The organism is Streptomyces sp. NPDC019937 (genome assembly GCF_040631655.1).
Taxonomy (GTDB): domain Bacteria; phylum Actinomycetota; class Actinomycetes; order Streptomycetales; family Streptomycetaceae; genus Streptomyces.
Window position 1 is genome coordinate 100304 of sequence record NZ_JBEYAL010000031.1, and the last position, 22539, is coordinate 122842.

Annotated in this window: 18 protein-coding genes; 11 read left to right on the top strand and 7 right to left on the bottom strand. The window is 72.8% G+C overall.

The genetic code is table 11. The features are described from left to right. Position 1 precedes the first annotated feature (1 nt). A complete protein-coding gene (hemG, locus tag ABZ562_RS28460) occupies positions 2-1438 on the bottom strand; it encodes a protoporphyrinogen oxidase (protein ID WP_361484955.1) in 1437 nt (478 codons plus the stop codon). Continuing rightward, positions 1435-3168 (bottom strand): IclR family transcriptional regulator C-terminal domain-containing protein, encoded by a 1734-nt coding sequence (locus ABZ562_RS28465; protein WP_361484990.1) that lies wholly within the window; start codon positions 3166-3168, stop codon positions 1435-1437. The genes hemG and ABZ562_RS28465 overlap by 4 nt, the downstream gene beginning before the upstream one ends. 98 nt (positions 3169-3266) lie before the next feature. Between ABZ562_RS28465 and ABZ562_RS28470 the strand changes: the two genes are divergently transcribed. The 4 genes from ABZ562_RS28470 to ABZ562_RS28485 all read left to right on the top strand — a co-directional run bounded on the left by ABZ562_RS28470 (position 3267) and on the right by ABZ562_RS28485 (position 8264). After that, positions 3267-4451, top strand: coding sequence for a 4-hydroxybenzoate 3-monooxygenase (locus ABZ562_RS28470; RefSeq protein WP_361484957.1), 1185 nt, complete (start codon positions 3267-3269; stop codon positions 4449-4451). Then, positions 4448-5272: an IclR family transcriptional regulator gene (locus ABZ562_RS28475; protein ID WP_361484959.1), complete on the top strand. Its 825-nt coding sequence runs from the start codon at positions 4448-4450 to the stop codon at positions 5270-5272. The genes ABZ562_RS28470 and ABZ562_RS28475 overlap by 4 nt, the downstream gene beginning before the upstream one ends. Before the next feature lie 106 nt (positions 5273-5378). Then, entirely contained in the window at positions 5379-6824 is a 1446-nt protein-coding gene (locus ABZ562_RS28480; RefSeq protein ID WP_361484961.1) for an MFS transporter, read from the top strand. Between the two features lie 48 nt (positions 6825-6872). Beyond that, on the top strand, positions 6873-8264 hold the full coding sequence (locus tag ABZ562_RS28485) for an FAD-dependent oxidoreductase (protein WP_361484963.1): 1392 nt from the start codon (positions 6873-6875) through the stop codon (positions 8262-8264). A 22-nt stretch (positions 8265-8286) separates the two neighbouring features. Here the strand turns inward: ABZ562_RS28485 and hemE are convergent, their stop codons facing one another. Next, a complete protein-coding gene (gene hemE / locus ABZ562_RS28490; RefSeq protein ID WP_361484965.1) occupies positions 8287-9372 on the bottom strand; it encodes a uroporphyrinogen decarboxylase in 1086 nt (361 codons plus the stop codon). A gap of 91 nt (positions 9373-9463) precedes the next feature. On the opposite strand from hemE, the gene ABZ562_RS28495 reads away from it, so the two are divergent. The 5 genes from ABZ562_RS28495 (at position 9464) to ABZ562_RS28515 (ending at position 15960) form a co-directional block, all read left to right on the top strand. Beyond that, complete coding sequence (locus ABZ562_RS28495) at positions 9464-10189, top strand: DUF3000 domain-containing protein (protein ID WP_361484967.1); 726 nt, start codon at positions 9464-9466, stop codon at positions 10187-10189. Between the two features lie 175 nt (positions 10190-10364). After that, the gene (locus ABZ562_RS28500) at positions 10365-11027 is read left to right on the top strand and encodes a LuxR C-terminal-related transcriptional regulator (RefSeq protein WP_055549586.1); all 663 of its coding nucleotides are present in this window, start codon (positions 10365-10367) and stop codon (positions 11025-11027) included. Between the two features lie 108 nt (positions 11028-11135). Then, on the top strand, positions 11136-12413 hold the full coding sequence (locus tag ABZ562_RS28505) for a ribonuclease D (protein ID WP_361484969.1): 1278 nt from the start codon (positions 11136-11138) through the stop codon (positions 12411-12413). 203 nt (positions 12414-12616) lie between these two features. Next, positions 12617-13834 carry an acetyl-CoA C-acyltransferase gene (locus ABZ562_RS28510; RefSeq protein WP_361484971.1) on the top strand — a complete coding sequence of 406 codons (1218 nt, stop codon included), beginning with the start codon at positions 12617-12619 and terminating at the stop codon, positions 13832-13834. Further along, complete coding sequence (locus ABZ562_RS28515) at positions 13831-15960, top strand: 3-hydroxyacyl-CoA dehydrogenase NAD-binding domain-containing protein (protein ID WP_361484973.1); 2130 nt, start codon at positions 13831-13833, stop codon at positions 15958-15960. Before ABZ562_RS28510 ends, ABZ562_RS28515 begins: the two co-directional genes overlap by 4 nt. An 84-nt stretch (positions 15961-16044) precedes the next feature. Here ABZ562_RS28515 and ABZ562_RS28520 read toward each other — a convergent pair whose 3' ends face one another. Genes ABZ562_RS28520 through ABZ562_RS28535 form a run of 4 tightly spaced genes read right to left on the bottom strand, consistent with a single transcriptional unit; the run spans position 16045 to position 20169 of the window. Further along, complete coding sequence (locus ABZ562_RS28520; RefSeq protein ID WP_361484975.1) at positions 16045-16866, bottom strand: carbohydrate ABC transporter permease; 822 nt, start codon at positions 16864-16866, stop codon at positions 16045-16047. Next, complete coding sequence (locus ABZ562_RS28525) at positions 16863-17813, bottom strand: sugar ABC transporter permease (RefSeq protein ID WP_079038324.1); 951 nt, start codon at positions 17811-17813, stop codon at positions 16863-16865. Before ABZ562_RS28525 ends, ABZ562_RS28520 begins: the two co-directional genes overlap by 4 nt. Before the next feature lie 9 nt (positions 17814-17822). Further along, positions 17823-19208 (bottom strand): extracellular solute-binding protein, encoded by a 1386-nt coding sequence (locus tag ABZ562_RS28530; protein WP_361484978.1) that lies wholly within the window; start codon positions 19206-19208, stop codon positions 17823-17825. 34 nt (positions 19209-19242) lie between these two features. Beyond that, positions 19243-20169 (bottom strand): PfkB family carbohydrate kinase, encoded by a 927-nt coding sequence (locus tag ABZ562_RS28535; protein ID WP_361484980.1) that lies wholly within the window; start codon positions 20167-20169, stop codon positions 19243-19245. Between the two features lie 144 nt (positions 20170-20313). Here ABZ562_RS28535 and ABZ562_RS28540 point away from each other — a divergent pair, with 144 nt between their 5' ends. Together ABZ562_RS28540 and ABZ562_RS28545 are read left to right on the top strand one after the other, a co-directional pair. Continuing rightward, entirely contained in the window at positions 20314-21099 is a 786-nt protein-coding gene (locus tag ABZ562_RS28540) for a DeoR/GlpR family DNA-binding transcription regulator (RefSeq protein ID WP_361484982.1), read from the top strand. Next, positions 21096-22451 (top strand): 6-phospho-beta-glucosidase, encoded by a 1356-nt coding sequence (locus ABZ562_RS28545; RefSeq protein WP_361484984.1) that lies wholly within the window; start codon positions 21096-21098, stop codon positions 22449-22451. The genes ABZ562_RS28540 and ABZ562_RS28545 overlap by 4 nt, the downstream gene beginning before the upstream one ends. Positions 22452-22539 lie beyond the last annotated feature (88 nt).

Consider the following 22539-nt stretch of genomic DNA (forward strand, 5'->3'; position numbering starts at 1 on the left):
CTTACGAGCCCGCCGCCAGGGTCGCCGTGAGCGGCCCTAGCAGCTCATCGGCGGCCGTGCGGGCGGATCCGACGCACGCGGGGATGCCGACGCCGTCGTAGAGGGCACCGCACACCCGCAGTCCGGGCAGCTTGGCGACCTCCGCGCGGATCCGGGCGACCCGGTCGAGATGGCCGACCGGGTACTGGGGCAGTCCGCCGTCCCAGCGGGTCACCCGGGTCGCCACCGGCTCGGCGGCCAGGCCGGTGGCCGCGCCGAGATCGGCGAGCGACATCCCTACCAGATCGGCGTCGTCGCGCTTCAGATGTTCCTCGTCCTCGAACCGCCCGATCGAGGTACGCAGCACGAAGAGATCGGGCGCGGAATCGCGGAGCCAGCCCCATTTGCGGCTGGAGAACGTGGCCGCCTTGATCGTGTGGCCGTCGACCGGCGGGACCAGGAAGCCGCTGCCCTCGGCCAGCGACGCCACGTCCTCGCGGCGGAAGGCCATGGTGATCAGCGCCATGGAGGCGTAGTCGACGGTGGCCAGCTCGGCGGAGGCGGCCGGGGAGTCCGCCGCCAGGAGCCGGGCGGCGGCGGGCGCGGGGACCGCCAGCACGACCGCGTCGGCCCGCAGCACGGTGCCGTCGTCGGTGACGACGGTCCAGCCGTCGGCGGCCCGCCGCAGCTCCCGTACGGGCGCGTCGGTGCGGATCTCGCCGCCCGCGGCCCGTACGGCGTCGGCCACGGCGAGCGGCAGGCGGCCGATGCCGCCGTCGATGCCCATGAACACCGGCCCGTCCGGCCGCTGGGCCGACCGCCCGGCCAGCGCCCGGACCCCCTCGGACAGCGGTCGGTCCGCCTTGGCCAGTTCGAAGAGGGCCGGCACCGCGGCCCGCATCGAGGTGCGGTACACATCCCCCGCGTACACCCCGCCGAGCAGTGGCTCGACCAGCCGGTCCACGACCTCCCGGCCGAGCCGCTCCGCGATGAACCCGCCCAGCGCCACGTCCTCGCCGACCGGCGTGGGCGGCAGCTCCGCCTCGCGGGCGATGCGGGCCAGCCCCTCGTCCGAGATCACCCCGGACGCGGCGAGCGGCGCCAGGTCGCCGGGCACGCCCATCACATGGCCCTTGGGCATCGGCCGCAGGGCGCCGCGCGTCCACAGGGCGGCGGTCGCGGTCGCGGGCGGCTGCAGCCGCTCGCCGAGGCCGACGGCGCGGGCCAGCTCCACCGCCTCCGGGCGCCGGGCGAGCATCGATTCGGCGCCCAGGTCCACGGTCACGCCCTCGATCTCGCCCGAGCGCAGCTTGCCGCCCAGCCGCCCCGACGCCTCCAGCACGGTCACCCGCGCCCCGCCGGTCCGCAGCCGGTGGGCGGCCGCGAGGCCCGAGATCCCGCCGCCGATGACGACGGCGTGGCCGGTGTGCCGGGGGTGCGGGGAGGTCGCTGCGCTCATGCCCCCACTCTCTCACCCGCCCCCAGGGGGTGATGGGCGGAGGCCGTGGCGAGGTCGGCCTCGATGCGGGCGGCGGCGGTCCGCAGCGCCGGAAGCAGCTCCTCCCGGGTGGCCTCCGCGCTGCCGCGGCCCGCGTGGGTGGCGATGTTGAGCGCGGCCACCACCTGGCCGTCCGCGCCCCGTACGGGCACGGCCAGGGAGCGCAGCCCCTCCTCCAACTCCTCGTCCACCAAGGCGTACCCGTCCCTCGCGGTGCGCTCCAGGACGCGGGCCAGCTCGGGCACGGCGGTCACGGTGTGCCGGGTCAGCGGCTTCGGGGCGAGCCCGGCGAGACGGGCGGCGCGCGCCTCCGGGTCGAGCCCGGCGAGCAACACCCGGCCCATGGACGTCGCGTAGGCGGGGAAGCGGGTGCCGATGGTGATGTTGACGCTCATGATCCGCACGGTGGGCACCCGCGCCACATACCGGATGTCGTCGCCGTCGAGGACCGCCAGGGACGCCGACTCGTGGACGGTGCGGACGAGTTCGCGCAGATGGGGCTGGGCCAGTTCGGTGAACGACAGGTCGCCCAGCGGCGCGTAGCCCAGCTCCAGCACGCGCGGCAGCGGGCGGAAGGCCCGGCCGTCGGCGGCCGCGTACTCGGCGTATCCCAATTCGACGAGGGTGAGCAGGGAGCGGCGCGCGGTGGCCCGGGGCAGCCCGGTGGCCTCGGCGACGGCGGTGAGCGTGAGCCCGTGCCGCGCGCCCTCGCCCTCCGCCGTCTCCCCCGGCGTGCCCAGCGCCCGCAGCACGGTGAGGCCGCGCGCGAGCGACTGCAGATACCCGGCCCCCAGCTCCCGCTTGGCCACCCGCGCCGGATCCTCGGCCGACGCTTCCGGAGCGACGGGCGTCTTTGGCGGGCGGCGCGTGGGCGGGGCGGCCAACGCGGCCTCCATCTCCGGGATCAGCGCGCGCAGTGGGTCCAGCACGGCGGCCCGCAGCGAGGCCACGTCATGGCGGCTGGTGTGACTGACGACGTTCACCGCGCACGCGGTACGGCCCGAGGCGTCCCGGACGGGGACGGACACCGCCACCAGGCCGGGCTCGATCAGCTGGTCGTCGGCCGCCCAGCCGGTCCGGGCGGCCTCCCGCACGCGCGCCTCGAAGCCGGTGCCGTCGGCGGGCCGGTGGCGCGGCGGAACGGCGGGGAAGGTGAGGTCGAGGGGGTCGGCGGCGCGGCGGGCGCGCCAGGCCGCCCAGGCCGGCTCGTCCCACTCGGCGGCGAAGAGCGCGCCCGGGGCGCAGCGCTCGGCGGGGAGCAGATCGCCGATGCGGAAGGCGAGGGACATGGTGCGGCGGCGGGTGGCCTGGACGACGAAGCGCGCCCCGTCGCCGTCCGGCACGGCGACCGAGACCGATTCGTCGAGCCCGTCGGCCAGCCGCTCGGCGAACGGACCGAGCGCGTCCGGCAGGCCGCTGGCGGCGAGGTAGGCGTTGCCCAGCTCCATGAGCCGGGCCGCGAGGCTGACGTCGCGCCCGTCGAGCCGCACATATCCGAGCTGTTCGAGCGTGCCCACGACGCGGTCGACGACGGACCGGGCGAGCCCGGTGCCGCGCACGAGGTCGCCGGGCCGGACCGTGGCATGGCCCTGGTGCGCGGCCAGCCGGGTCAGCTCGCAGAGCACGGCGAGACCGCGCTCGAGAGGGCCGACGGGGCCATTGACAGGTGGGGACACCGGACCGAGACTCATCACGATCCCAGATTATGAACGAAGTTTCACTCCGCGAACAAGTGGGGATCCTCATCGCACCCGGCCCGGACGGCCGGCCCGGACGAAGGGACGTTTCGATGCGCACGACCGTCGGGATCATCGGTGGAGGACCCGCCGGCCTGCTGCTCGCCCGTCTGCTGCACCGCGCCGGGGTGGACTGCGTGGTGCTGGAGAGCCGGGACCGGGCCTATGTCGAGCGGCGGCAGCGGGCCGGGATCCTGGAGCAGGGCACCGTGGACGTGCTGCGGGAGTGCGGCGCCGCCGAGCGCCTGGACCGCGAGGGGCTGCCGCACCAGGGCATCGAGCTGCGCTTCGAGGGCCGAAGCCACCGCGTCGACTTCCCCGCCGCCACCGGCGGCAAGGCGGTGACGGTCTATGCCCAGACGGAGATCGTCAAGGATCTGGTCCGGCTCCAGCTCGCCGCCCCCGGGGGACCTCCGCTGCTGTTCGAGGCCGAGGCCCTGGCGATCGAGAAGGCGGACTCCGGGGCCCCGGTCGTCCGCTTCCGCCACGAGGGCCGGGAGCAGACGCTGAGCTGCGATTTCGTGGCGGGCTGCGACGGCTTCCACGGCATCGCCCGGCGCGCGGTCCCGGCCGGTGTGGTCCGCACCTTCGAGCGCACCTATCCCTATTCCTGGCTGGGGGTGCTGGCCGATGTGCCGCCGTCCTGCGAGGAGCTGATCTACGCCCGCCATCAGCGCGGCTTCGCGCTGCACAGCATGCGCTCCCCGCAGGTCTCCCGGCTCTATCTCCAGGTGCCGAACGGCACCGATCCCGCCGACTGGTCCGACGAGCGGATCTGGGGCGAGCTGTCCACCCGCTTCGCCCTCGACACCGGCGGGTGGAGACTGGAGCGCGGTCCGATCACCGCCAAGTCCGTGACCCCGATGCGCAGTTTCGTGCAGGAGCCGATGCGCCACGGCAGGCTCTTCCTCGCGGGCGACGCGGCGCATATCGTGCCGCCGACCGGGGCCAAGGGGCTCAACCTCGCCGTCGGCGACGTGGTCACCCTGGCCCGCGCGCTCGCCCATCACCACACCACGGGCTCGACCGAGCTGCTGGACGGCTATTCGGCGACCTGCCTCGCCCGGGTGTGGCAGGCCGAGCGCTTCTCCTTCTTCATGACGGACACCCTGCACCGGCGCCCGGAGCAGAGCCCGTTCGAGGACCGGCTGCAGATCGCCCAGCTGGACCGGATCGCCACCTCCCGCACCGCTTCCGCCGAGCTGGCCGAGAACTACGTCGGCCTCCCGCTGTCATGACGGCCCCGGCGAGCCCCCCGGTGCGTCCCACCGCGGGTCAGCGCCCGGACGCCGGGCGGTCGGTCGCGGGCCGGGTGCTGGCCGTGCTGGACGCGTTCGACGCCTCGCACCGGTCGCTGTCGCTCACCGCCCTCGCCCGGCGCGCCGGGCTGCCGCTGGCCACCGCGCACCGGCTGGTCGCCTCGCTCACCCGCTGGGGCGCCCTGGAGCGCGACACCTCGGGGGCGTACCACATCGGGCTGCGGCTGTGGGAGGTGGCGACGCTGTCGCCGCGCGGGGTCGGGGTGCGCGAGGCGGCGCTGCCGTTCATGGAGGACCTGTACGAGGCCACCCATGAGAACGTCCAGCTGGCGGTGCGGGACGGCCTGGAAGTGGTCTTCGTCGAGCTGATCTCCGGCCGCTCCGCCGTCCATGTGCGCACCCGGGTCGGCAGCCGCTGGCCGCTGCACGCCACCGGCGTCGGCCTGGTGCTGCTCGCGTACGGGCCGCCGGGTCTTGGCGAGCGGGTGTGCGCCCGGCCGATGCGCCGGTTCACCGAGCGGACCATCCAGGACCCGGCGCGGCTGCGGGCCACGCTCGCCGAGGTGCGGCGCACCGGGATCGCGGTCAGCGACCGTCAGATCACCATGGACGGGCTGTCCATCGCCGCCCCGGTGCGGGGTCCGCGCGGGGAGGTGGTGGCCTCGCTGTCGGTGGTGGTCCCGGCCGCGGAGGGGCGGGCACCGGGGCTGATACCCGCGGTGCGGGTCGCCGCCCACGGCATCTCCCGTACTCTCGCGGCCGCCTGGGATCAAGAGTCACTCGCCGAGGCTTCCGGCTGACGGAAGACCTGGGTCCGCCCCTTGCCGGGGGTGTCTCCACGTCACATCCTGTGGGCCGCACCGCGCTCCGAGCTGGAACGCCCAACGCCCAAGGGGGCCGCCCGAAGTGACCACCGAGGACACCGCAGCGCGGGAGCCGACCGCCCGGCGCACCGGCTGGCAGCCGTACCACACGCTGTGGGCCATGCTGCTCGGCGGCTGGCTCTTCTCCTATGCCGATCGCACCCTCACCGGACCGGTGGTCACCTGGCTGATCGACAACGACCACGGCATGCTGGGCTCCGCCGGCCATCCGCATGCCCTCGGCGGACTGATCGGCAGCCTCTTCTTCGCGGGCTACATGCTCACCCAGTTCCCCGGCGGCTATCTCGGGGACCGCTTCGGGCACCGCACCATGCTCGCCGTCTCGCTGCTGTGGGCCGGGGTGGCGACCCTGGCCAGCGGGCTGGTGAGCGGGCTGATCGCGTTCGTCGTGCTGCGGGTGCTGACCGGTCTGGGCGAGGGCGTCTTCTACTCCAACGACCGCGCGCTGATCGCCCAGCGCACCCCGCCCGCGAAGACCAGTTTCGGCATGGGCGTGGCCATCACCGGGCTGTCCATCGGGCTGACGATCGCGACCATCAGCACGCCCTATCTGATCGACTGGGGCGCCGAGGCGTTCGGCCGGGAGGACGCCTGGCGGATGCCGTTCCTGGTGCTGGGCGGTGCCACGCTCGCGTTCGGCTGGATCACCACGGTCTATATGCGCCGCATCGGCGGCCCGCTGAAGGCCACCGGCTCCACCCTGCGGCTGCTGGGGATCTCGGGAGTGCTGTGCGCGGCCGTCATGGCGGTCTATCTGATCGCCGACGGGGCGGGGATGCCGAGCTGGGGCGTGGCCGTCCTGGAGTGCGTGCTCGCGTTCGTGCTGATCGGGGCCATCCTCGCCAGGCGCGGGTCGCGGCTCGGCGCCATCTCCCGGAACCGCGATGTGCTGCTGCTCAGCTTCGCCTTCATCGCGGTCATGTGGAACCTGTGGTTCTTCAGTTTCTGGTCGGTGTCGATCGTCGCCGACGCCGCCCACAGCTCCTTCCAGAACGCGGCGCTGGTCGCGACGTTCAACGCGGGCGCGGGCATCCTCGGCTTCCCGGCCGGCGGCCGGCTGTCGGACCTGGCGAAGGACCGGGGGTGGGGGCGGCGGCCGCTGCTGATCGCGTTCACCCTGGTCCAGGGGGTGCTGGTGCTGGTCTTCGCGGCCTATCTCCAGGCCCAGGAGAAGCCGTCCCTGCTGGTGATGTCGATCCTGCTGTTCGTCACCAGCCTGTTCTTCAACGCCCTCCAGCCGATGGCGCACGCCCTGCTGAACGATGTGGTCGACGCGTCCGAGCGCGGCGCCGCCTTCGGCCTGTTCAACCTGGTCGGGGAGATCGGCGCGGTGATCAGCCCGGCGCTGAGCGGCACCCTCTTCGACACGTACGGCAGCTGGACGTCCGCCGTCTACATCGACGGCGCGCTGATGCTCACGAGTGCCGTTCTGTACGTCCTGGTCCGCGAACCCATGGCGCGCTCGTAGCGTGGTACCCGACGGACCACGGCATACGGCGACGAAGGGGCGGACGCGATGGCGGCAGCACGGCGGATGGTGGTCATCGGGGGCGACGCGGCGGGGATGTCCGCCGCCTCCCGGGCGCGCAGGCTCGGCACACCGGGCGAGCTGGAGATCATCGCCTTCGAGCGCGGCCACTTCACGTCGTACTCGGCCTGCGGCATCCCGTACTGGGCCGGAGGTCTGGTGGACGGCCCCGACGACCTCGTCGCCCGCACCCCGGAGGCCCACCGCGCGCGCGGTATCGACGTCCGCCTCCGCAGCGAGGTGACCGAGATCGACGTCGCCGGGCAGCGGGTCCGGGTCCGGGAGCTGGACGCGCCCGGCGGCGCCGAGCGCTGGCACGGCTTCGACGACCTGGTCATCGCCACCGGCGCCCGCCCCCGCCGCCCCGGCATGCCCGGCATCGACACGCCCGGGGTGCACGGGGTGCAGACCCTGGACGACGGGCGGGCGCTGCTGGAGACCCTGGAGGGCCGGACGGTCGAGCGGGCCGTCGTGGTCGGCGCCGGATACATCGGGGTGGAGATGGCCGAGGCGCTGACCCGCCGTGGCTGCCGGGTCACCGTCCTGGAGCGCGGCGAGCAGCCGATGGCCACCCTCGACCCCGACATGGGGCGGCTGGTGCGGGACGCGATGAGCGGGCTCGGCATCGACACCGTGACCGGCGCGGAGGTCGCCGAGGTGCTGACCGGCGAGGACGGCCGGGTGCGCGGGGTGGCCACCAAGGGCGGCGAATACCCCGCCGAGCTGGTGGTGCTGGGCCTCGGGGTGGCCCCGGAGACCCGGCTCGCCCGGGAGGCGGGTCTGCCGCTGGGCGAGTCGGGCGGGCTGCTCACCGACCTGGCCATGCGGGTGCGCGGCCACGCCAACATCTGGGCGGGCGGCGACTGCGTCGAGGTCCTGGACCTGATGTCCGGCCGCACCCGGCACATCCCGCTGGGCACCCATGCCAACAAGCAGGGCCAGGTCATCGGCACCAACATCGGTGGCGGCTATGCGACGTTCCCCGGCGTGGTCGGCACCGCGGTCAGCAAGGTCTGCGATCTGGAGATCGCCCGCACCGGACTGCTGGAGGCCCAGGCGGAGTCGGTGGGGCTGCGCTTCCACACCGTCACCGCCGAGTCCACCAGCCGCGCCGGGTACTACCCCGACGCCCGCCCGATGACGGTGAAGATGCTCGCCGAGCGCCGCACGGGGCGGCTGCTCGGGGTGCAGATCGTCGGCCGGGAGGGCGCGGGCAAGCGCGTGGACACCGCGGCGGTCGCGCTCACCGCCGGGATGACGGTCGAGCAGGTCGCGTCGCTGGACCTGGGGTACGCCCCGCCGTTCTCCCCGGTGTGGGACCCGGTGCAGGTGGCGGCGCGCAAGGCGGCGGCCGTCGTACGGGAGGCCACCGGCCGGTAGCGGTCCGGCGCCGCCGGACGCGTCAGCGCTCGGTGCGGGTGTGGACGTACTCGACGAGCCGGGTCAGGGCGTCCGGGTCGGTGGTGGGCAGCACGCCGTGGCCGAGGTTGAAGATGTGCCCCTCAAGCCCCTGGGCCGCGTCCAGCACCTCGGCCGCCTTGGCCTCCACGGCCTCGCGCGGCGCGAACAGCACGGCGGGGTCGAGGTTGCCCTGCAGCGCCTTGCCGGGGCCCACCCGCCGGGCGGCCTCGTCCAGCGGCACCCGCCAGTCGGCGCCGACGACGTCCGCCCCGGCCTCGCCGAGCAGGCCGAGCAGCTCACCGGTGCCGGCACCGAAGTGGATGCGCGGCACGCCGTAGCCGGCGACGGCCTCGAAGACCTTCGCGGAGGCGGGCATCACGCTGCGCCGGTAGTCGGACGGGGCCAGGGCGCCGACCCAGGAGTCGAAGAGCTGCACGGCCGAGGCGCCCGCCTCGATCTGCACCTTCAGGAAGGTGGCGGTGATGTCCGCGAGCCGGTCCAGCAGATCGGCCCACAGCTCCGGGTCGCCGTACATGAGCGCCTTGGTGTGCTCGTGGTTGCGCGACGGGCCGCCCTCGACCAGATAGCTGGCGAGCGTGAAGGGCGCGCCCGCGAAGCCGATGAGGGGGGTGGCGCCCAGCTCCCCGACGAGCATCCCGACGGCCTCGGTGACGTACTTCACATCATCGGGGTCGAGCGGACGCAGCCGCTCCAGATCCGCCCGGCTGCGGATCGGACGCTCCACGACGGGGCCGACCCCCGGCTTGATGTCGAGGTCGATCCCGATCGCCTTGAGCGGCACCACGATGTCGCTGAAGTAGATCGCGGCGTCCACCCGGTGACGGCGCACCGGCTGCAGCGTGATCTCCGTGACCAGGTCGGGCCGCGTGCAGGAGTCCAGCATGGCGATGCCCTGACGGACCTTGTGGTACTCCGGCAGCGAGCGCCCCGCCTGCCGCATGAACCACACCGGGGTGTGCGGCACCGGCTCGCGTCGACAGGCCCGGAGGAAGGCCGAATCGGCGCAGGGGTTCGCCGCCGGACGGCCGGTCTGCTGCTGGCCCGAGGGCCGCTCTGTGGCGCTCATGCACCAAATCTTCGCACGGGCCGAACGAGTGACCCGCCAACCCGGGTGTTCCTCCCCGGTTGGAGCCCTCGGTGCGCCTAGTCTTCCGGGCATGGCAGCGGTTCAAGGACACCTCTCGAACGGTGCTGACGGTGCTGACGGCCCGGACGCGGGCGGGGAGGGCACCCCGCTCGCCTTCCGGCGTGCGGTCGCCGGTCTGCGCGCGGTACGGGTGCGGCCGGAGGTGGAGCTCGATCCGACCCCACCGCCGCGCCGGCTGGCGCCGTTCTCCTACGCACTCGAAGCGGTGGTCACGGACGCCACCGCCGCCGACGACGACGAGGACGAGCTGGCCGAGGGCCGGCTCATCCTGCTGCACGATCCGGCGGGCCACGACGCCTGGCGCGGCACCTTCCGGCTGGTCACGCTCATCCACGCCGACCTGGAGCCGGAGATCGCGGCGGATCCCCTGCTGCCCGAGGTGTGCTGGTCGTGGCTCACCGGAGCGCTGGACGCGCGCGGCCTCGGCTGCGTGGAGCCCAGCGGCACGGTCACGCGCGCCAGCTCGCACTACTTCGGCGGGATCGGGGAGCGGGAGCCCTCGACCCGGATCGAGATCCGCGCCTCCTGGACGCCGTCGGACCGCCCCTCCCCCGAGCCGGCCCGCCCGGAGCGGGCGGACGAGGCGGCCGCGGAGCCGCTGGGCGTCCCCGACACCGGGGCGCACCTGGCGGCCTGGTGCGATCTGCTGTGCCAGATCGCCGGGCTGCCGCCGGCCGGGACCACGGAGGCGGGTGTGGTCTCACTCCCCCAGCGCCGCGGCCCCCAGCCCCGCTGACCCTCCGTATCCGCCCCGCCGCCCGGTCGCGCTGTGCGCTTCCGGGCGCTCAGGCAACCCCGTCTGACCGAGATTGCCCGAATTGTTACTCACCAAATCGTGATCATTCCCTAAAGCTGGACCGTATCGGTGCCGAAGGAGTGGTGACCCGTCCCACCACTTTCCAGGAGGCCTGGTGTCTGTTCTCCTCGAGCAACCGTCCAGCCTGGTCGCCTATCGCCCGAACAAGCCGACGGCCATGGTCGTCGTCGCCGACCCCCGCGTTCGTTCCACCGTCACCCGTCACCTGTGGGCCCTCGGGGTGCGCGACGTCATCGAGGCGTCGTCCGTCGCGGAGGCCCGCCCCCGTATCGGCAACCCGCGCGACATCTGCGTCGCCGAGGTCCACCTCCCCGACGGCTCCGGCCTCACCCTGCTGTCCGAGACCCGCGCCGCGGGCTGGCCGAACGGGCTGGCCCTCTCCGCCGCCGACGACATCGGCGCGGTGCGCAACGCGCTGGCCGGTGGCGTCAAGGGCTACGTCGTCACCGGCACCCGCACCAACCTGGGCATCCCCGGACGCCCCGGCGCCGCCCCCATCGGCGCCGCCGCCGCCCGGATGCACCGCCGCCCGCCGGGCGCCCCCGGTCACCCGGGTGGCTACCGGGAGCTGTCGGGACGCGAGGTCGAGGTGCTGAGGCTGGTTGCGGAGGGCCAGTCCAACAAGGCCATCGGCGTCTCGATGGGCCTGTCCGCACTCACCGTCAAGAGCCACCTCGCCCGCATCGCCCGCAAGCTCGGCACCGGCGACCGGGCCGGCATGGTCGCGGTCGCGCTGCGTACCGGCATCATCCACTGAAGTCCTGCGGCGGGGATCGCCCCGTCCGGCACCGCCCCCGCGCCCGTCGACGGAACGTTCCGTCGACGGGCGCCCTGTGTACTCCCCGTACACAGCTACCCTTGACAGGTGACCGACGCCCAAGAGACCGCAGCAGAGACGACACTGCGAACCACCGGGGGCGCTCCTCCGGACGACCTCCCCCCGGCGCCGGTCCCCTTGCTGGAGCCGCGTGAGGGCATTCCGCCCGTCACCGCCGACCCGGACGCGCTCGCCGACGTCGTCGCGGCCTTCGCCGCGGGCCACGGCCCCGTGGCCGTCGACGCCGAGCGCGCCTCCGGCTACCGCTACGGACAGCGGGCCTATCTGGTCCAGCTGCGCCGGGCCGGAGCGGGGACCGCACTGATCGACCCCATCGGCTGCCCCGACCTGTCGGGCCTGGGGGCCGCCATCGCCGACGCCGAGTGGGTGCTGCATGCCGCGACCCAGGACCTGCCGTGCCTGCGTGACATAGGCATGGTCCCGGACCGGCTCTTCGACACCGAACTCGCGGGCCGGCTGGCCGGGTTCGCCCGGGTGGGGCTCGGCGCCATGGTCGAGAACATCCTCGGCTACGCGCTGGAGAAGGGTCATTCGGCCGTCGACTGGTCGACCCGCCCGCTCCCCGAGCCGTGGCTGCACTACGCCGCGCTCGATGTGGAGCTGCTGGTCGACCTGCGGGACGCGCTGGAGGAGGAGCTGACCCGGCAGGGGAAGCTGGAGTGGGCCCACCAGGAGTTCGCGGCCATCGCCGCGGCCCCGCCCGCCCCGCCCCGCAAGGACCCCTGGCGGCGTACGTCGGGGATGCACAAGGTGAGACGACGACGGCAGATGGCCGTGGTGCGGGAGCTGTGGACGGCCCGGGACCGGATCGCCCAGCGCCGCGACGTCTCGCCCGGCAAGGTGCTGGGGGACGCGGCGATCGTGGAGGCCGCGCTCGCGCTGCCGGTGAACGCCCGGGCGCTGTCCGCGCTCAGCGGCTTCGGCCACCGGATGAGCCGCCGCCAGCTGGAGCAGTGGCAGGCCGCGGTGGACCGGGCCCGGGCCCTGCCGGAGGCCGAGCTCCCGCAGCCCGGCCAGCCGGTGGCCGGTCCGCCCCCGCCGCGCGCGTGGGCCGACAAGGACCCGGCCGCGGCGGCCCGGCTCTCGGCGGCCCGCACGGCGGTGACGGCGCTCGCCGAACGGCTGAATCTGCCGCAGGAGAACCTGATCGCCCCGGATACGGTCCGGCGGCTGTGCTGGGAGCCCCCGGCGGAGCCGACGACGGACGCGGTGGCGGACGTTCTCGCCGCTCACGGCGCCCGCCCCTGGCAGATCGACCAGGTGTCCACGGTCCTGACCGGCGCCCTGCGGACGGAGACCGCGTGAGTCCGGAGCGACGTCCGGCGTGATGTGACGCGCGTGGACCGGCGGCCTCGGCCGCCGGTCCTTTTCGCGCTGTGACCTGTGACCTTCGACGCTACGGCGGCGAAGACTGGGCAGCGTGGTTACTCATAAGTAGCATGAGGGTGTGGAGGCGCGCCGATGGCGTGCCCGCAGCAGTGCCATCCCGCACCTGGAGGAGAGCCAACGTGCCTCGTACCGCTAGGGACGTCGTCTTCGTCGACGGCGTCCGTACCCCGTTCGGCAAGGCGGGCCCGAAGGGCATCTACCACGAGACCCGCGCCGACGACCTGGTCGTCAAGTGCATCCGGGAGCTGCTGCGACGCAACCCGGATCTGCCGCCGGAGCGCATCGACGAGGTGGCCGTCGCCGCGACCACCCAGATCGGGGACCAGGGCCTGACCATCGGCCGCACGGCGGGCATCCTGGCCGGGCTGCCGCAGTCGGTCCCCGGCTACTCGATCGACCGGATGTGCGCCGGTGCCATGACCGCCGTCACCACGACCGCGGGCTCCATCGCCTTCGGCGCGTACGACGCCGTCGTCGCGGGCGGCGTGGAGCACATGGGCCGCCACCCGATGGGCGAGGGCGTCGACCCGAACCCGCGGTTCGTCTCCGAGAAGCTGGTCGACGAGTCGGCCCTCTTCATGGGCATGACGGCGGAGAACCTGCACGACCGGCTGCCGCACCTCACCAAGCAGCGCGCCGACGAGTTCGCGGTGCGCAGCCAGGAGAAGGCCGCCAAGGCGTACGCCAACGGCAAGATCCAGCAGGACCTGGTGCCGGTCTCGGTGCGCCGCACCACCCCCGAGGGCGGGGAGACCGGCTGGGGGCTGGCGACCGCCGACGAGCCGATGCGCCCGGGCACCACGCTGGAGAACCTGGCCACGCTGAAGACCCCGTTCCGGCCCCACGGCCGGGTCACCGCGGGCAACTCCGCGGGGCTCAACGACGGCGCCACCGCCTCCTTGATCGCCTCCGAGGACTTCGCCCGGGAGCTGGAGCTGCCGGTCCGGATGCGCCTGGTGTCGTTCGCCTTCGCGGGCGTCGAGCCCGAGGTGATGGGCTACGGCCCGGTCCCGGCCACCAAGAAGGCCCTGTCCAAGGCCGGGCTGACGATCGATGACATCGGCCTGTTCGAGATCAACGAGGCGTTCGCCGTCCAGGTGCTGTCGTTCCTGGACCACTACGGCATCGCGGACGACGACCCGCGCGTCAACCAGTACGGCGGCGCGATCGCCTTCGGCCACCCGCTCGCCTCCTCCGGCGTCCGCCTGATGACGCAGCTGGCGCGGCAGTTCGAGGAGCAGCCGGAGGTCCGCTACGGCATCACCACCATGTGCATCGGTTTCGGCATGGGGGGCACCGTGATCTGGGAGAACCCGCACTTCGAGGGGAACAAGTGACTACCACCGCAGAGCTTCTCAAGGGAGCGGCCGAGCTGTTCCCGGACGAGGTCGTGACGCAGGCGCACGTCCGCCACCTCGACCTCCCCCAGGACGCGGGCCGCTTCGCGCTCATCACCCTGGACAACGGGCTCGACCACACCAAGCCCACCACCTTCGGCCCGGCCTCGCTGGCGAACCTGGGAGCGGCGATCGACCAGGTGGAGAAGGAGGCCGCGGACGGCGCGATCACCGGCGTCGGCATCACCGGCAAGCCGTTCATCTTCGCCGTCGGCGCCGACCTCAAGGGCGTGGAGCTGCTGAAGCGCCACGAGGACGCGCTCGCCATCGGCAAGGGCGGCCACGACGTCTTCAAGCGGCTGTCCGCGCTCTCCGTGCCCACCTTCGCCTACTACAACGGCGCGGCGATGGGCGGCGGTGTCGAGGTCGGCCTGCACTGCACCTACCGCACCGTCTCCGCCGCGCTGCCCGCGTTCTCGCTGCCCGAGGTGTTCCTCGGCCTGGTCCCCGGCTGGGGCGGCTGCACCCTGCTGCCGAACCTGATCGGCGCGGACCGCGCGGTCTCGGTCATCATCGAGAACTCGCTCAACCAGAACAAGCAGCTCAAGGGGAAGCAGGTCTACGAGCTGGGGATCGCCGACGCGATCTTCGAGGGCGCGGACTTCCTGGAGCAGTCGCTGATCTGGACCGCGGCCGTCCTCAGGGGCGAGATCGAGATCGCCCGCCCCGAGATCGACCGCGGCGACGCCTGGCACGAGGCCGTGGTGCGCGGCCGCGCCATCGCCGACGGCAAGGTGCACGGGGCGGCCCCGGCCGCCTACCGGGCGCTGGAGATCATCGACGCGGCCCGCAACGGCGACCTGGCCCGCGGCTACGAGGCCGAGGAGAAGGCGCTCGCCGACCTCATCATGGGCGGCGAGCTGCGCAGCGGCATCTACGCCTTCAACCTGGTGCAGAAGCGCGCCAAGCGCCCGGCCGGCGCCCCGGACAAGTCGCTCGCCCGCCCGGTCGGCAAGGTCGGCGTGGTGGGCGCGGGGCTGATGGCCTCGCAGCTGGCGCTGCTGTTCGCGCGCCGCCTTGAGGTGCCGGTCGTGCTGACCGACATCGACCAGGAGCGCGTCGACAAGGGCGTCGGCTACGTCCACGGCGAGATCGACAAGCTGCTGCTCAAGGGCCGTATCAACCAGGACAAGGCCAACCGGCTCAAGGCCGCGGTGACCGGTTCGCTGGACAAGGCCGCCGCCTTCGGGGACGCCGACTTCGTCATCGAGGCCGTCTTCGAGGAGATGGGCGTCAAGCAGCAGGTGTTCGCCGAGGTCGAGGCGGTCGTGCCGGAGCACGCCATCCTCGCCACCAACACCTCCTCGCTGTCGGTCAGCGAGATGGCGTCCAAGCTCCAGCACCCCGAGCGGGTCGTGGGCTTCCACTTCTTCAACCCGGTGGCGATCCTGCCGCTGCTGGAGATCGTCCGCGGTGAGAAGACCGATGACGCGTCGCTGGCGACGGCCTTCGGGGTGGCCAAGAAGCTGAAGAAGACCGCCGTCCTGGTCAAGGACGCCCCGGCGTTCGTCGTCAACCGGATCCTGACCCGCTTCATGGGCGAGATCCAGAACGTCATCGACGAGGGCACCCCGGTCGACGTCGCGGAGCGCGCGGTGGAGCCGCTCGGGCTGCCGATGTCCCCGCTGGTGCTGCTGGAGCTGGTCGGCCCGGCCATCGGCCTGCACGTCTCCGAGACGCTGCACGGCGCCTTCCCGGACCGCTTCACGGTCTCGCCGAACCTCAAGCGCGTGGTCGAGGCGGGCAAGCGCGGCTTCTACGTCTACGACTCCGGGAAGCCGGAGCTGGACCCGGAGGTCGCCGCGCTGCTCCAGCAGGGCGGCACGGTCCTGACGGAGGAGCAGGTGCGCGAGCGGGTGCTGGACGCCGTCACGCAGGAGATCGGCCTGATGCTGGACGAGGGCGTCGTCGCCGAGGCGCAGGACATCGACCTGTGCCTGATCACCGGCGCCGGCTGGCCCTTCCACCTGGGCGGCCTCACGCCGTACCTGGACCGTGAGGGCGTCTCGGAGCGGGTGAACGGGAAGCGGTTCCTGGCCCCGGGCGTCGCGAGCGTGCCCGCGTAAAGCCGCGAGCGTGTGACGTGCCCGGGCGCCGGGCGGGCCGAGGGTCCGCCCGGCGCCCGGGTGTTGTCGCGGCTGTGGGCGGCGTCAGCCCTTCACCGCGCCGGAGAGCATGCCGGAGATGAAGTGCCGCTGGAGGAAGACGTACAGGGCGACGACCGGCAGGGCCACGATGATGGAGGCGGCCGCCAGCAGGGAGTACTGGGTGGTGTGCTCGCTCTGGAAGAAGGCCAGGCCGAGCGGTGCGGTGCGCTTGTTCTCGTCGGTGATCATGACCAGCGGGAGCAGGAACTCGTTCCAGGTCCACATGAACACCAGCATCGCCATCGTCAGCAGTGCCGGGCGGCTGGTGGGCACCAGGATCCGCCACAGCAGCCGCCAGTCGGACGCCCCGTCCAGGCGCGCCGCCTCGATGACGCTGGTCGGCACCGAGCGGAAGAAGTTGCGCATCCAGAAGACGCTGAACGCGAGGGACTGGGCGGTCTGCGGGAGGATCAGCGACCAGTAGGAGTTGGTCAGTCCGGTGTCGCGCAGGTTGAAGTAGAGCGGGATGACGAAGGCCTCGGGCGGGATCATCAGCCCGACGAGGGTGACGTAGAACAGCAGCGAGCGGCCTGGGTAGTCGAAGTGGGCGAAGGAGAAGCCCGCCAGGATCGCCAGGACGGACGTCAGGAGCACCACCGCCACCGCGACCAGCACGCTGGAGGACAGGTAGGTGCCGAAGTGGCCCTGGCGCCAGGCGGCGGCGAAGTTGCCGAAGTCCAGGTGGTGGGGCCAGGTGAAGGAGGGCGAGGACTGCGCGGCCGGGGTCAGCGCGGACGCCACCACGCCGATCAGCGGCACCAGGGCCAGTGCGGCGAAGACGGTGAGGATGGCGTAGTTCAGCAGGCGTTCGCGTCCGGAGATCACGTCTCGTCCTCCTGTGGCTGGAGCTTGGTGATCAGGAAGGTGAGAAAGAGGATCACCACGGTCAGCACGACCGCGATGGCGCAGGCCGAACCCACCTGGCTGGTGCCGAAGGCCCGGTTGTAGACCTCGTAGGCGGGCAGGCTGGTGGCGTCGCCGGGGCCGCCGTGGGTGGCGACGTACACCAGGTCGAAGGTGCGCAGGGCGGCGATCACGGTGAGGGTGAGCGCGACGGTGATCTGCCCGCGCAGTCCGGGCAGGGTGACGGCGAAGAACTCCCGTACCGGGCCCGCCCCGTCCAGCTTCGCCGCCTCGTACAGGTCCGCCGGGATCTGCCCGATACCGGCGATGAACAGCACCAGGCACAGGCCGATCTCCAGCCAGGTGCCGATGAGGCCGACGGCGGGCAGGGCGGTGGAGAAGTCACCGAGCCAGGGGCGGGCGACCGCCTCCAGGCCGATGGCGCGCAGCGCGGTGTTGAGGACGCCGTCGGGGGCGTAGATCGCCGTCCAGGCGGTGGCGGTCACGACCATGGCGACCACCTGCGGCAGGAAGATCATCGCCCGGAAGACCGAGACCCCGCGCAGCCGGCCGGCGCGGGTGGTGACCGCGGCGAGCATCAGGGCGAGCGTGATCGGGATGACGGAGAAGAACAGGATCAGGACGAACGAGTGGAGGAAGCTCACGCGCAGCTGCGGGTCGCGGGCGATCTCGGTGTAGTTGGCGAGCCCCGCCCAGGTGGAGGCGGACACTCCGTCCCAGTGGTAGAGGGAGATCTGCACCAGCTGACCGAGCGGGACCAGCAGGAAGACGGTGAGGACGGCCAGGGCGGGAAGGGCGTAGAGGTAGCCCTTCCACTGGATGACGCGGCCGCGGCGCCGGGCCGGGCCCCGGGTGGGGGCGCCGGCCGGGCGCTTGGCGGCCGTGGTGCGGGGTGCGGTGGTGGCCATAGGGGCGGGCTACTTGCTGCTCTGGAAGGAGGAGTAGTCGGACTGGAGCCGGTCGGTGAACGCCTTGGGGCTGAGGTGCCCGGCGGTCAGTTCCTGGACGGCGGCGGTGAGGGTGTCGTAGAAGGTCGGGGTCGTGTAGTCGAGGTAGGGAAGCAGTCCGTCCTTCTCGCTCACGCCCTTCCACTGGGTGAGGACGTCCGCGTCGACGGTGCCGGGGGTGGGCTTGTAGTCGGCCGGCGGCAGCGCCGGCAGGTTGCCGTGGGCCGCGCTGACCTTCATGCCGCCCCGGTCGACGAGGAAGTTGATGTACGCGGCGGCGACGTCGGGGTGCTTGGACTTGGAGGTCACCGACCAGGCGAGGCCCTCGCCGCCCTGGGTGAGCGGGGGCCGGCCGGCGGCGGGGCTGAGCGCGGTGAAGCCGACGTTCTTGTGCATCTTCGGGGCGAGGACGGCCGCCTGCCAGGTGCCGTCCACCAGGAAGAGGGACGTGCCCTTGGCGAAGGAGGCGACGGCCTGGTCCTTGCTCTGGCCGTTGAAGCCGGAGCCCAGGTAGCCCTTGTCGGCCCAGCCGCGCAGCGTGGTCGCGGCCTTGAGCGTGCCGGGGTCGGTCCACTTGGCGCCGCCCTCGTCGAAGACGAGCTTGCGGACCGCCGCCTTCCCGGCGGTGGCGGCCTGGACGACGCCGAAGATGTGGATGCCGGGGCTCTTGTCGGCGTCGCCGTAGGACAGCGGCTGGAGGCCCGACGCCTTGGCCTTGGCCAGGGCCTTCTCGAAGTCGGCGAGGGTGGTGGGCGCGGACAGGCCGAGCGACTTGAGCTTGGCCTTGTTGTAGTAGACGCCGACGATCTCACCGGTCTGGGAGACGCCGTAGAGGTTGCCCGTCTTCCAGGTCTTGCCGTCGGAGGTGAAGCGGTTGAGGTCCAGCAGCTGGGACGGGTAGGCGCTGTTCCAGCCGTAGGCCTTGGCGTACCGGTCCACCGGCTGCAGCAGCCGGGCCTTCACGAACGCGCCCATGTCCGGGTAGCCCTGGTTCGCCTGGACGACGTCGGGCGGGTTGGTGGAGGACAGCGCGAGCTTCAGGGTGGTCTTGAGGTCGGAGAAGGACCGGGAGACGCGCTTGACGGTGACGTTCGGGTACTTCTTCATGAACGCCTTGTTGAGCGCTTCGGTGGAGGCGTTCGTGCCGGGGTCGGTGTTCTGGTCCCACTCGGTGAGGGTGACCTTCCCGGCCTTGGCGGGGTCTGTGGAGACCGGGCCGGAGGTCTTCGTGCCGCCGGCGGACGAGTCGGCGCTCGGGCCGGGGGAACAGGCCGCGACGCCGGTCAGGACACCGGTGGCGAGCGCGGCTGCGGCTATGAGGCGACGGCGGGGGTGCCGTGGGGTTCTCTCGGTCATGGGGTGGTTCCTTCTGGTGCTGTGGCGCGGTCGCTCAGGGGGCGGCGTCGTCCGGGCTGTGGGGGTTGCGTTCGAGGAAGGCGTCGATCTCCTCCCGGTACGGCGCGCTGCCGGCGCCGCCCAGGCCGCGCACCGACAGGGCGGCGCACAGCGCGGCGTAGCGGAGCCGGGTGGGGAGGGGCCAGCCGTGGCTCAGGCCGGTGATCAGCCCCGCGGTGAAGACGTCGCCGGCGCCGGTGGGATCGACGGCCTCCACATGGGGGGCGGAGGCCCGGACCAGCTCGCCGGTGCCGCCGTCCACCGCGACCGCACCGCGCCCGCCATCGGTCACGACGACGTCGGGCACGTGGTCGGCGAGGATCTTCACGGCCTCCTCGACAGTGCCGGCGCGGGTGTAGCTCGTGGCCTCGACGGCGTTGCACACGAACACGTCGACCTCGGCGAGCCGGGTGAGCAGCTGCGGTGACCAGTCGCCGGTGGGGTCCCAGCCGACGCCGCCCACCACACGGGTGCCGCGGGAGCGGAGTTCGGCCGCCCAGGCGGGCAGCGGCCGTCCGACGCCGAGGTGCAGGAAGCGGACGCCGGGCAGCTCGCCCTCCCACACCTCGGGGCGCCGGGCCCCGGCCTCCTCGTAGGTGAGGAAGGCCCGGTCGTGCTCCTGGGGCACCGCGACCGTGACCGGGGTGTGCACGGCGGGGTCGCGGCGCAGCCAGGTCAGGTCCAGGTTCTCCTCGGTCGCGAGCCGGGCGGCGAGGTGTTCGCCGAAGGGGTCGGTGCCGATCACGCCGAAGATCCCGGTCCGCAGTCCCAGGCGGGCCGCGGCGACGGCGCGGGTGGCGGTTCCGCCCGGGGAGACGGCGAACCGGTCCGCGTACACCTCGGTCCCCGGGGTGGGCAGGTGCGGGATGCCGCCGAAGACGAGGTCGCAGAAGACCTCGCCGGCGAAGAGCACATCGAGCACGGGAACCGCCTCTCTCCGGTGCGACCGCAGTGAAGTGCTCAACTATGAGCACCGCATATGCCACGTGACAAGAGTCAGTCAGTCACAACAAGGTCTCGACGGCACGCATGACTGACTTCGGTCATGCGGTGCTATCTTCAACGCGTGACTTCACGCAAACGCCACGCGAAGATCGTCGAATCGCTCCGGTCGACCGGAGTGGCCTCGGTCCGCGAGCTCGCCGAGAACCTGCAGGTCAGCGAATCGACGATCCGCCGGGACCTGACACTCCTCGACCGCGACGGCGAGCTGGTCCGCACCTACGGCGGAGCGGCCATGTCCCCGCGGGGCTCCGCGGAGCCCGCCGGCGAGGAGGCGGCGGCCGAGGTCCCGTTCGACGTGGTCGCCTCGCGCCACGAGGCGCTGAAGGCCGCGATGGCCGAGGAGGCCGTGAAGCTGGTCGAGGACGACAGCGTGATCGTCCTGGACATCGGCACCACGCCCCGGGCCATCGCCCGCCGGCTGCGGGGCCGTCCCGTCACCGTGATCACCAGCAGTCTGGCCGTGCTCGACGAGCTCCGCGACGACGACGCCGTACGGCTGGTGATGCTCGGCGGCGTACTGCGCCGCAACTACCAGTCCCTGGTGGGATCCCTCACCGAGCAGGCGCTCCGCCAGGTCAGCGCCGACCTGCTCTTCCTCAGCTGCACCGGAGTGCGGCCGAGCGGCCATGTGGTGGACAACATGGCCGTCGAGGCGCCCCTGAAGCAAGCCATGATCGGGACCGCCGGGAAGGTCGTCCTGGTCGCCGACGAGACCAAGTTCCCCGGCACCGGATCGCTGCGCGTGTGCTCGCTCTCCGACATCGACGTCCTGATCACCACCAGCGGCGCCGACCCCGACACGCTCCAGCTCTGCCGCGAAGCGGACGGAAAGGTGATACTCGCATGAAGTTGACCATCCTCGGCGGCGGCGGATTCCGCGTGCCGTACGTCTACCAGGCCCTGCTGCGCGACGAGGGCTCCCCCCGCATCGACGACGTGTGGCTGTACGACACCGACCCGGCCCGCCTCAAGGCCATGGCCGCGGTGCTCGCCCAGTTCGCCGAGGGCCACGCCGACGCACCCCGGGTGACGGTCGGCACGTCGCTCGACGACGCCCTGGAGGGCGCCGACTTCGTGTTCGCCGCCATCCGCGTGGGCGGGCTGGCGGGGCGGACGTGCGACGAGCGGGTCGCCCTCGACCTCGACGTGCTCGGCCAGGAGACCACCGGCCCGGGCGGCCTGGCCTACGGGCTGCGCACCATTCCCGTCATGCTCGACATCGCGCACCGGGTGCGGCGCCTGGCACCCCGCGCCTACGTCATCAACTTCACCAACCCGGCCGGCATGATCACCGAAGCGATGCAGAGCGTCCTCGGCGACCGCGTCCTCGGCATCTGCGACACGCCGTCGGGCCTGGGCCGCCGCATCGCCACGACCCTCGGCCTGGACCCGTCCCGGGCCCAGTTCGACTACGTCGGCCTCAACCACCTCGGCTGGATGCGCCGCGTCCTGCATGACGGCGAGGACGTCCTGCCCCGCCTGCTCGAGGGCGACCGCCTCGGCGACCTGGAGGAAGGCGTCGTCTTCGGGCGCGAGTGGCTGCGCGACCTCGGCGTGATCCCCAACGAGTACCTGTACTACTACTACTTCAACCGGGAAGCCGTACGCTCCATCCTCGACGCCCCGCAGACCCGCGGCGAGTTCCTCGCCCGCCAGCAGCGGGAGTTCTACCAGCGGGTGACCGAGGCGGCCGGCGGCTCGGCCGTGTCGCTGTGGCGGAAGACCATCGCCGACCGCAGCGCCAACTACATGGCCGAGGCCAAGGGCGCCGTCCAGGGAGAGGCGCAGGCCGACGAGAGCTTCCGGCCGGACCCCGCGCACCAGGGGTACGCCGGGGTCGCGCTCGCGGTGATGGCCGCGATCAGCCGTAATGAACGCGCCACGATGATCCTCAACGTGCGCAACGGAACCACCGTCTCCGCCCTCCCCCAGGACGCCGTCGTCGAGGTGCCCGTGACCATCGACGCCGGTGGCGTGCGCCCGCTCACCATCACCCAGCCCGACCTGCACCAGAGCGGTCTGATGCAACAGGTCAAGGCGGTCGAGCGCCTGACGATCAGCGCCGCCACCACCGGCTCCCGCACCGACGCGGCGAAGGCCTTCTCGCTCCACCCCCTGGTCGACTCGGTGACGGTGGGCCGCAAGCTGCTCGACGGCTACATCGACCGCATCCCCGAAGTGGCCGCGGTCTTCGCCTAGGGGGTGTCGTGTGGATCATGCCGGGCTCCCGACGCCGCTGTGACATCAGCCGCTGCCGCGGCGGGCGGCACCTCGCGGCCCCGCGCTC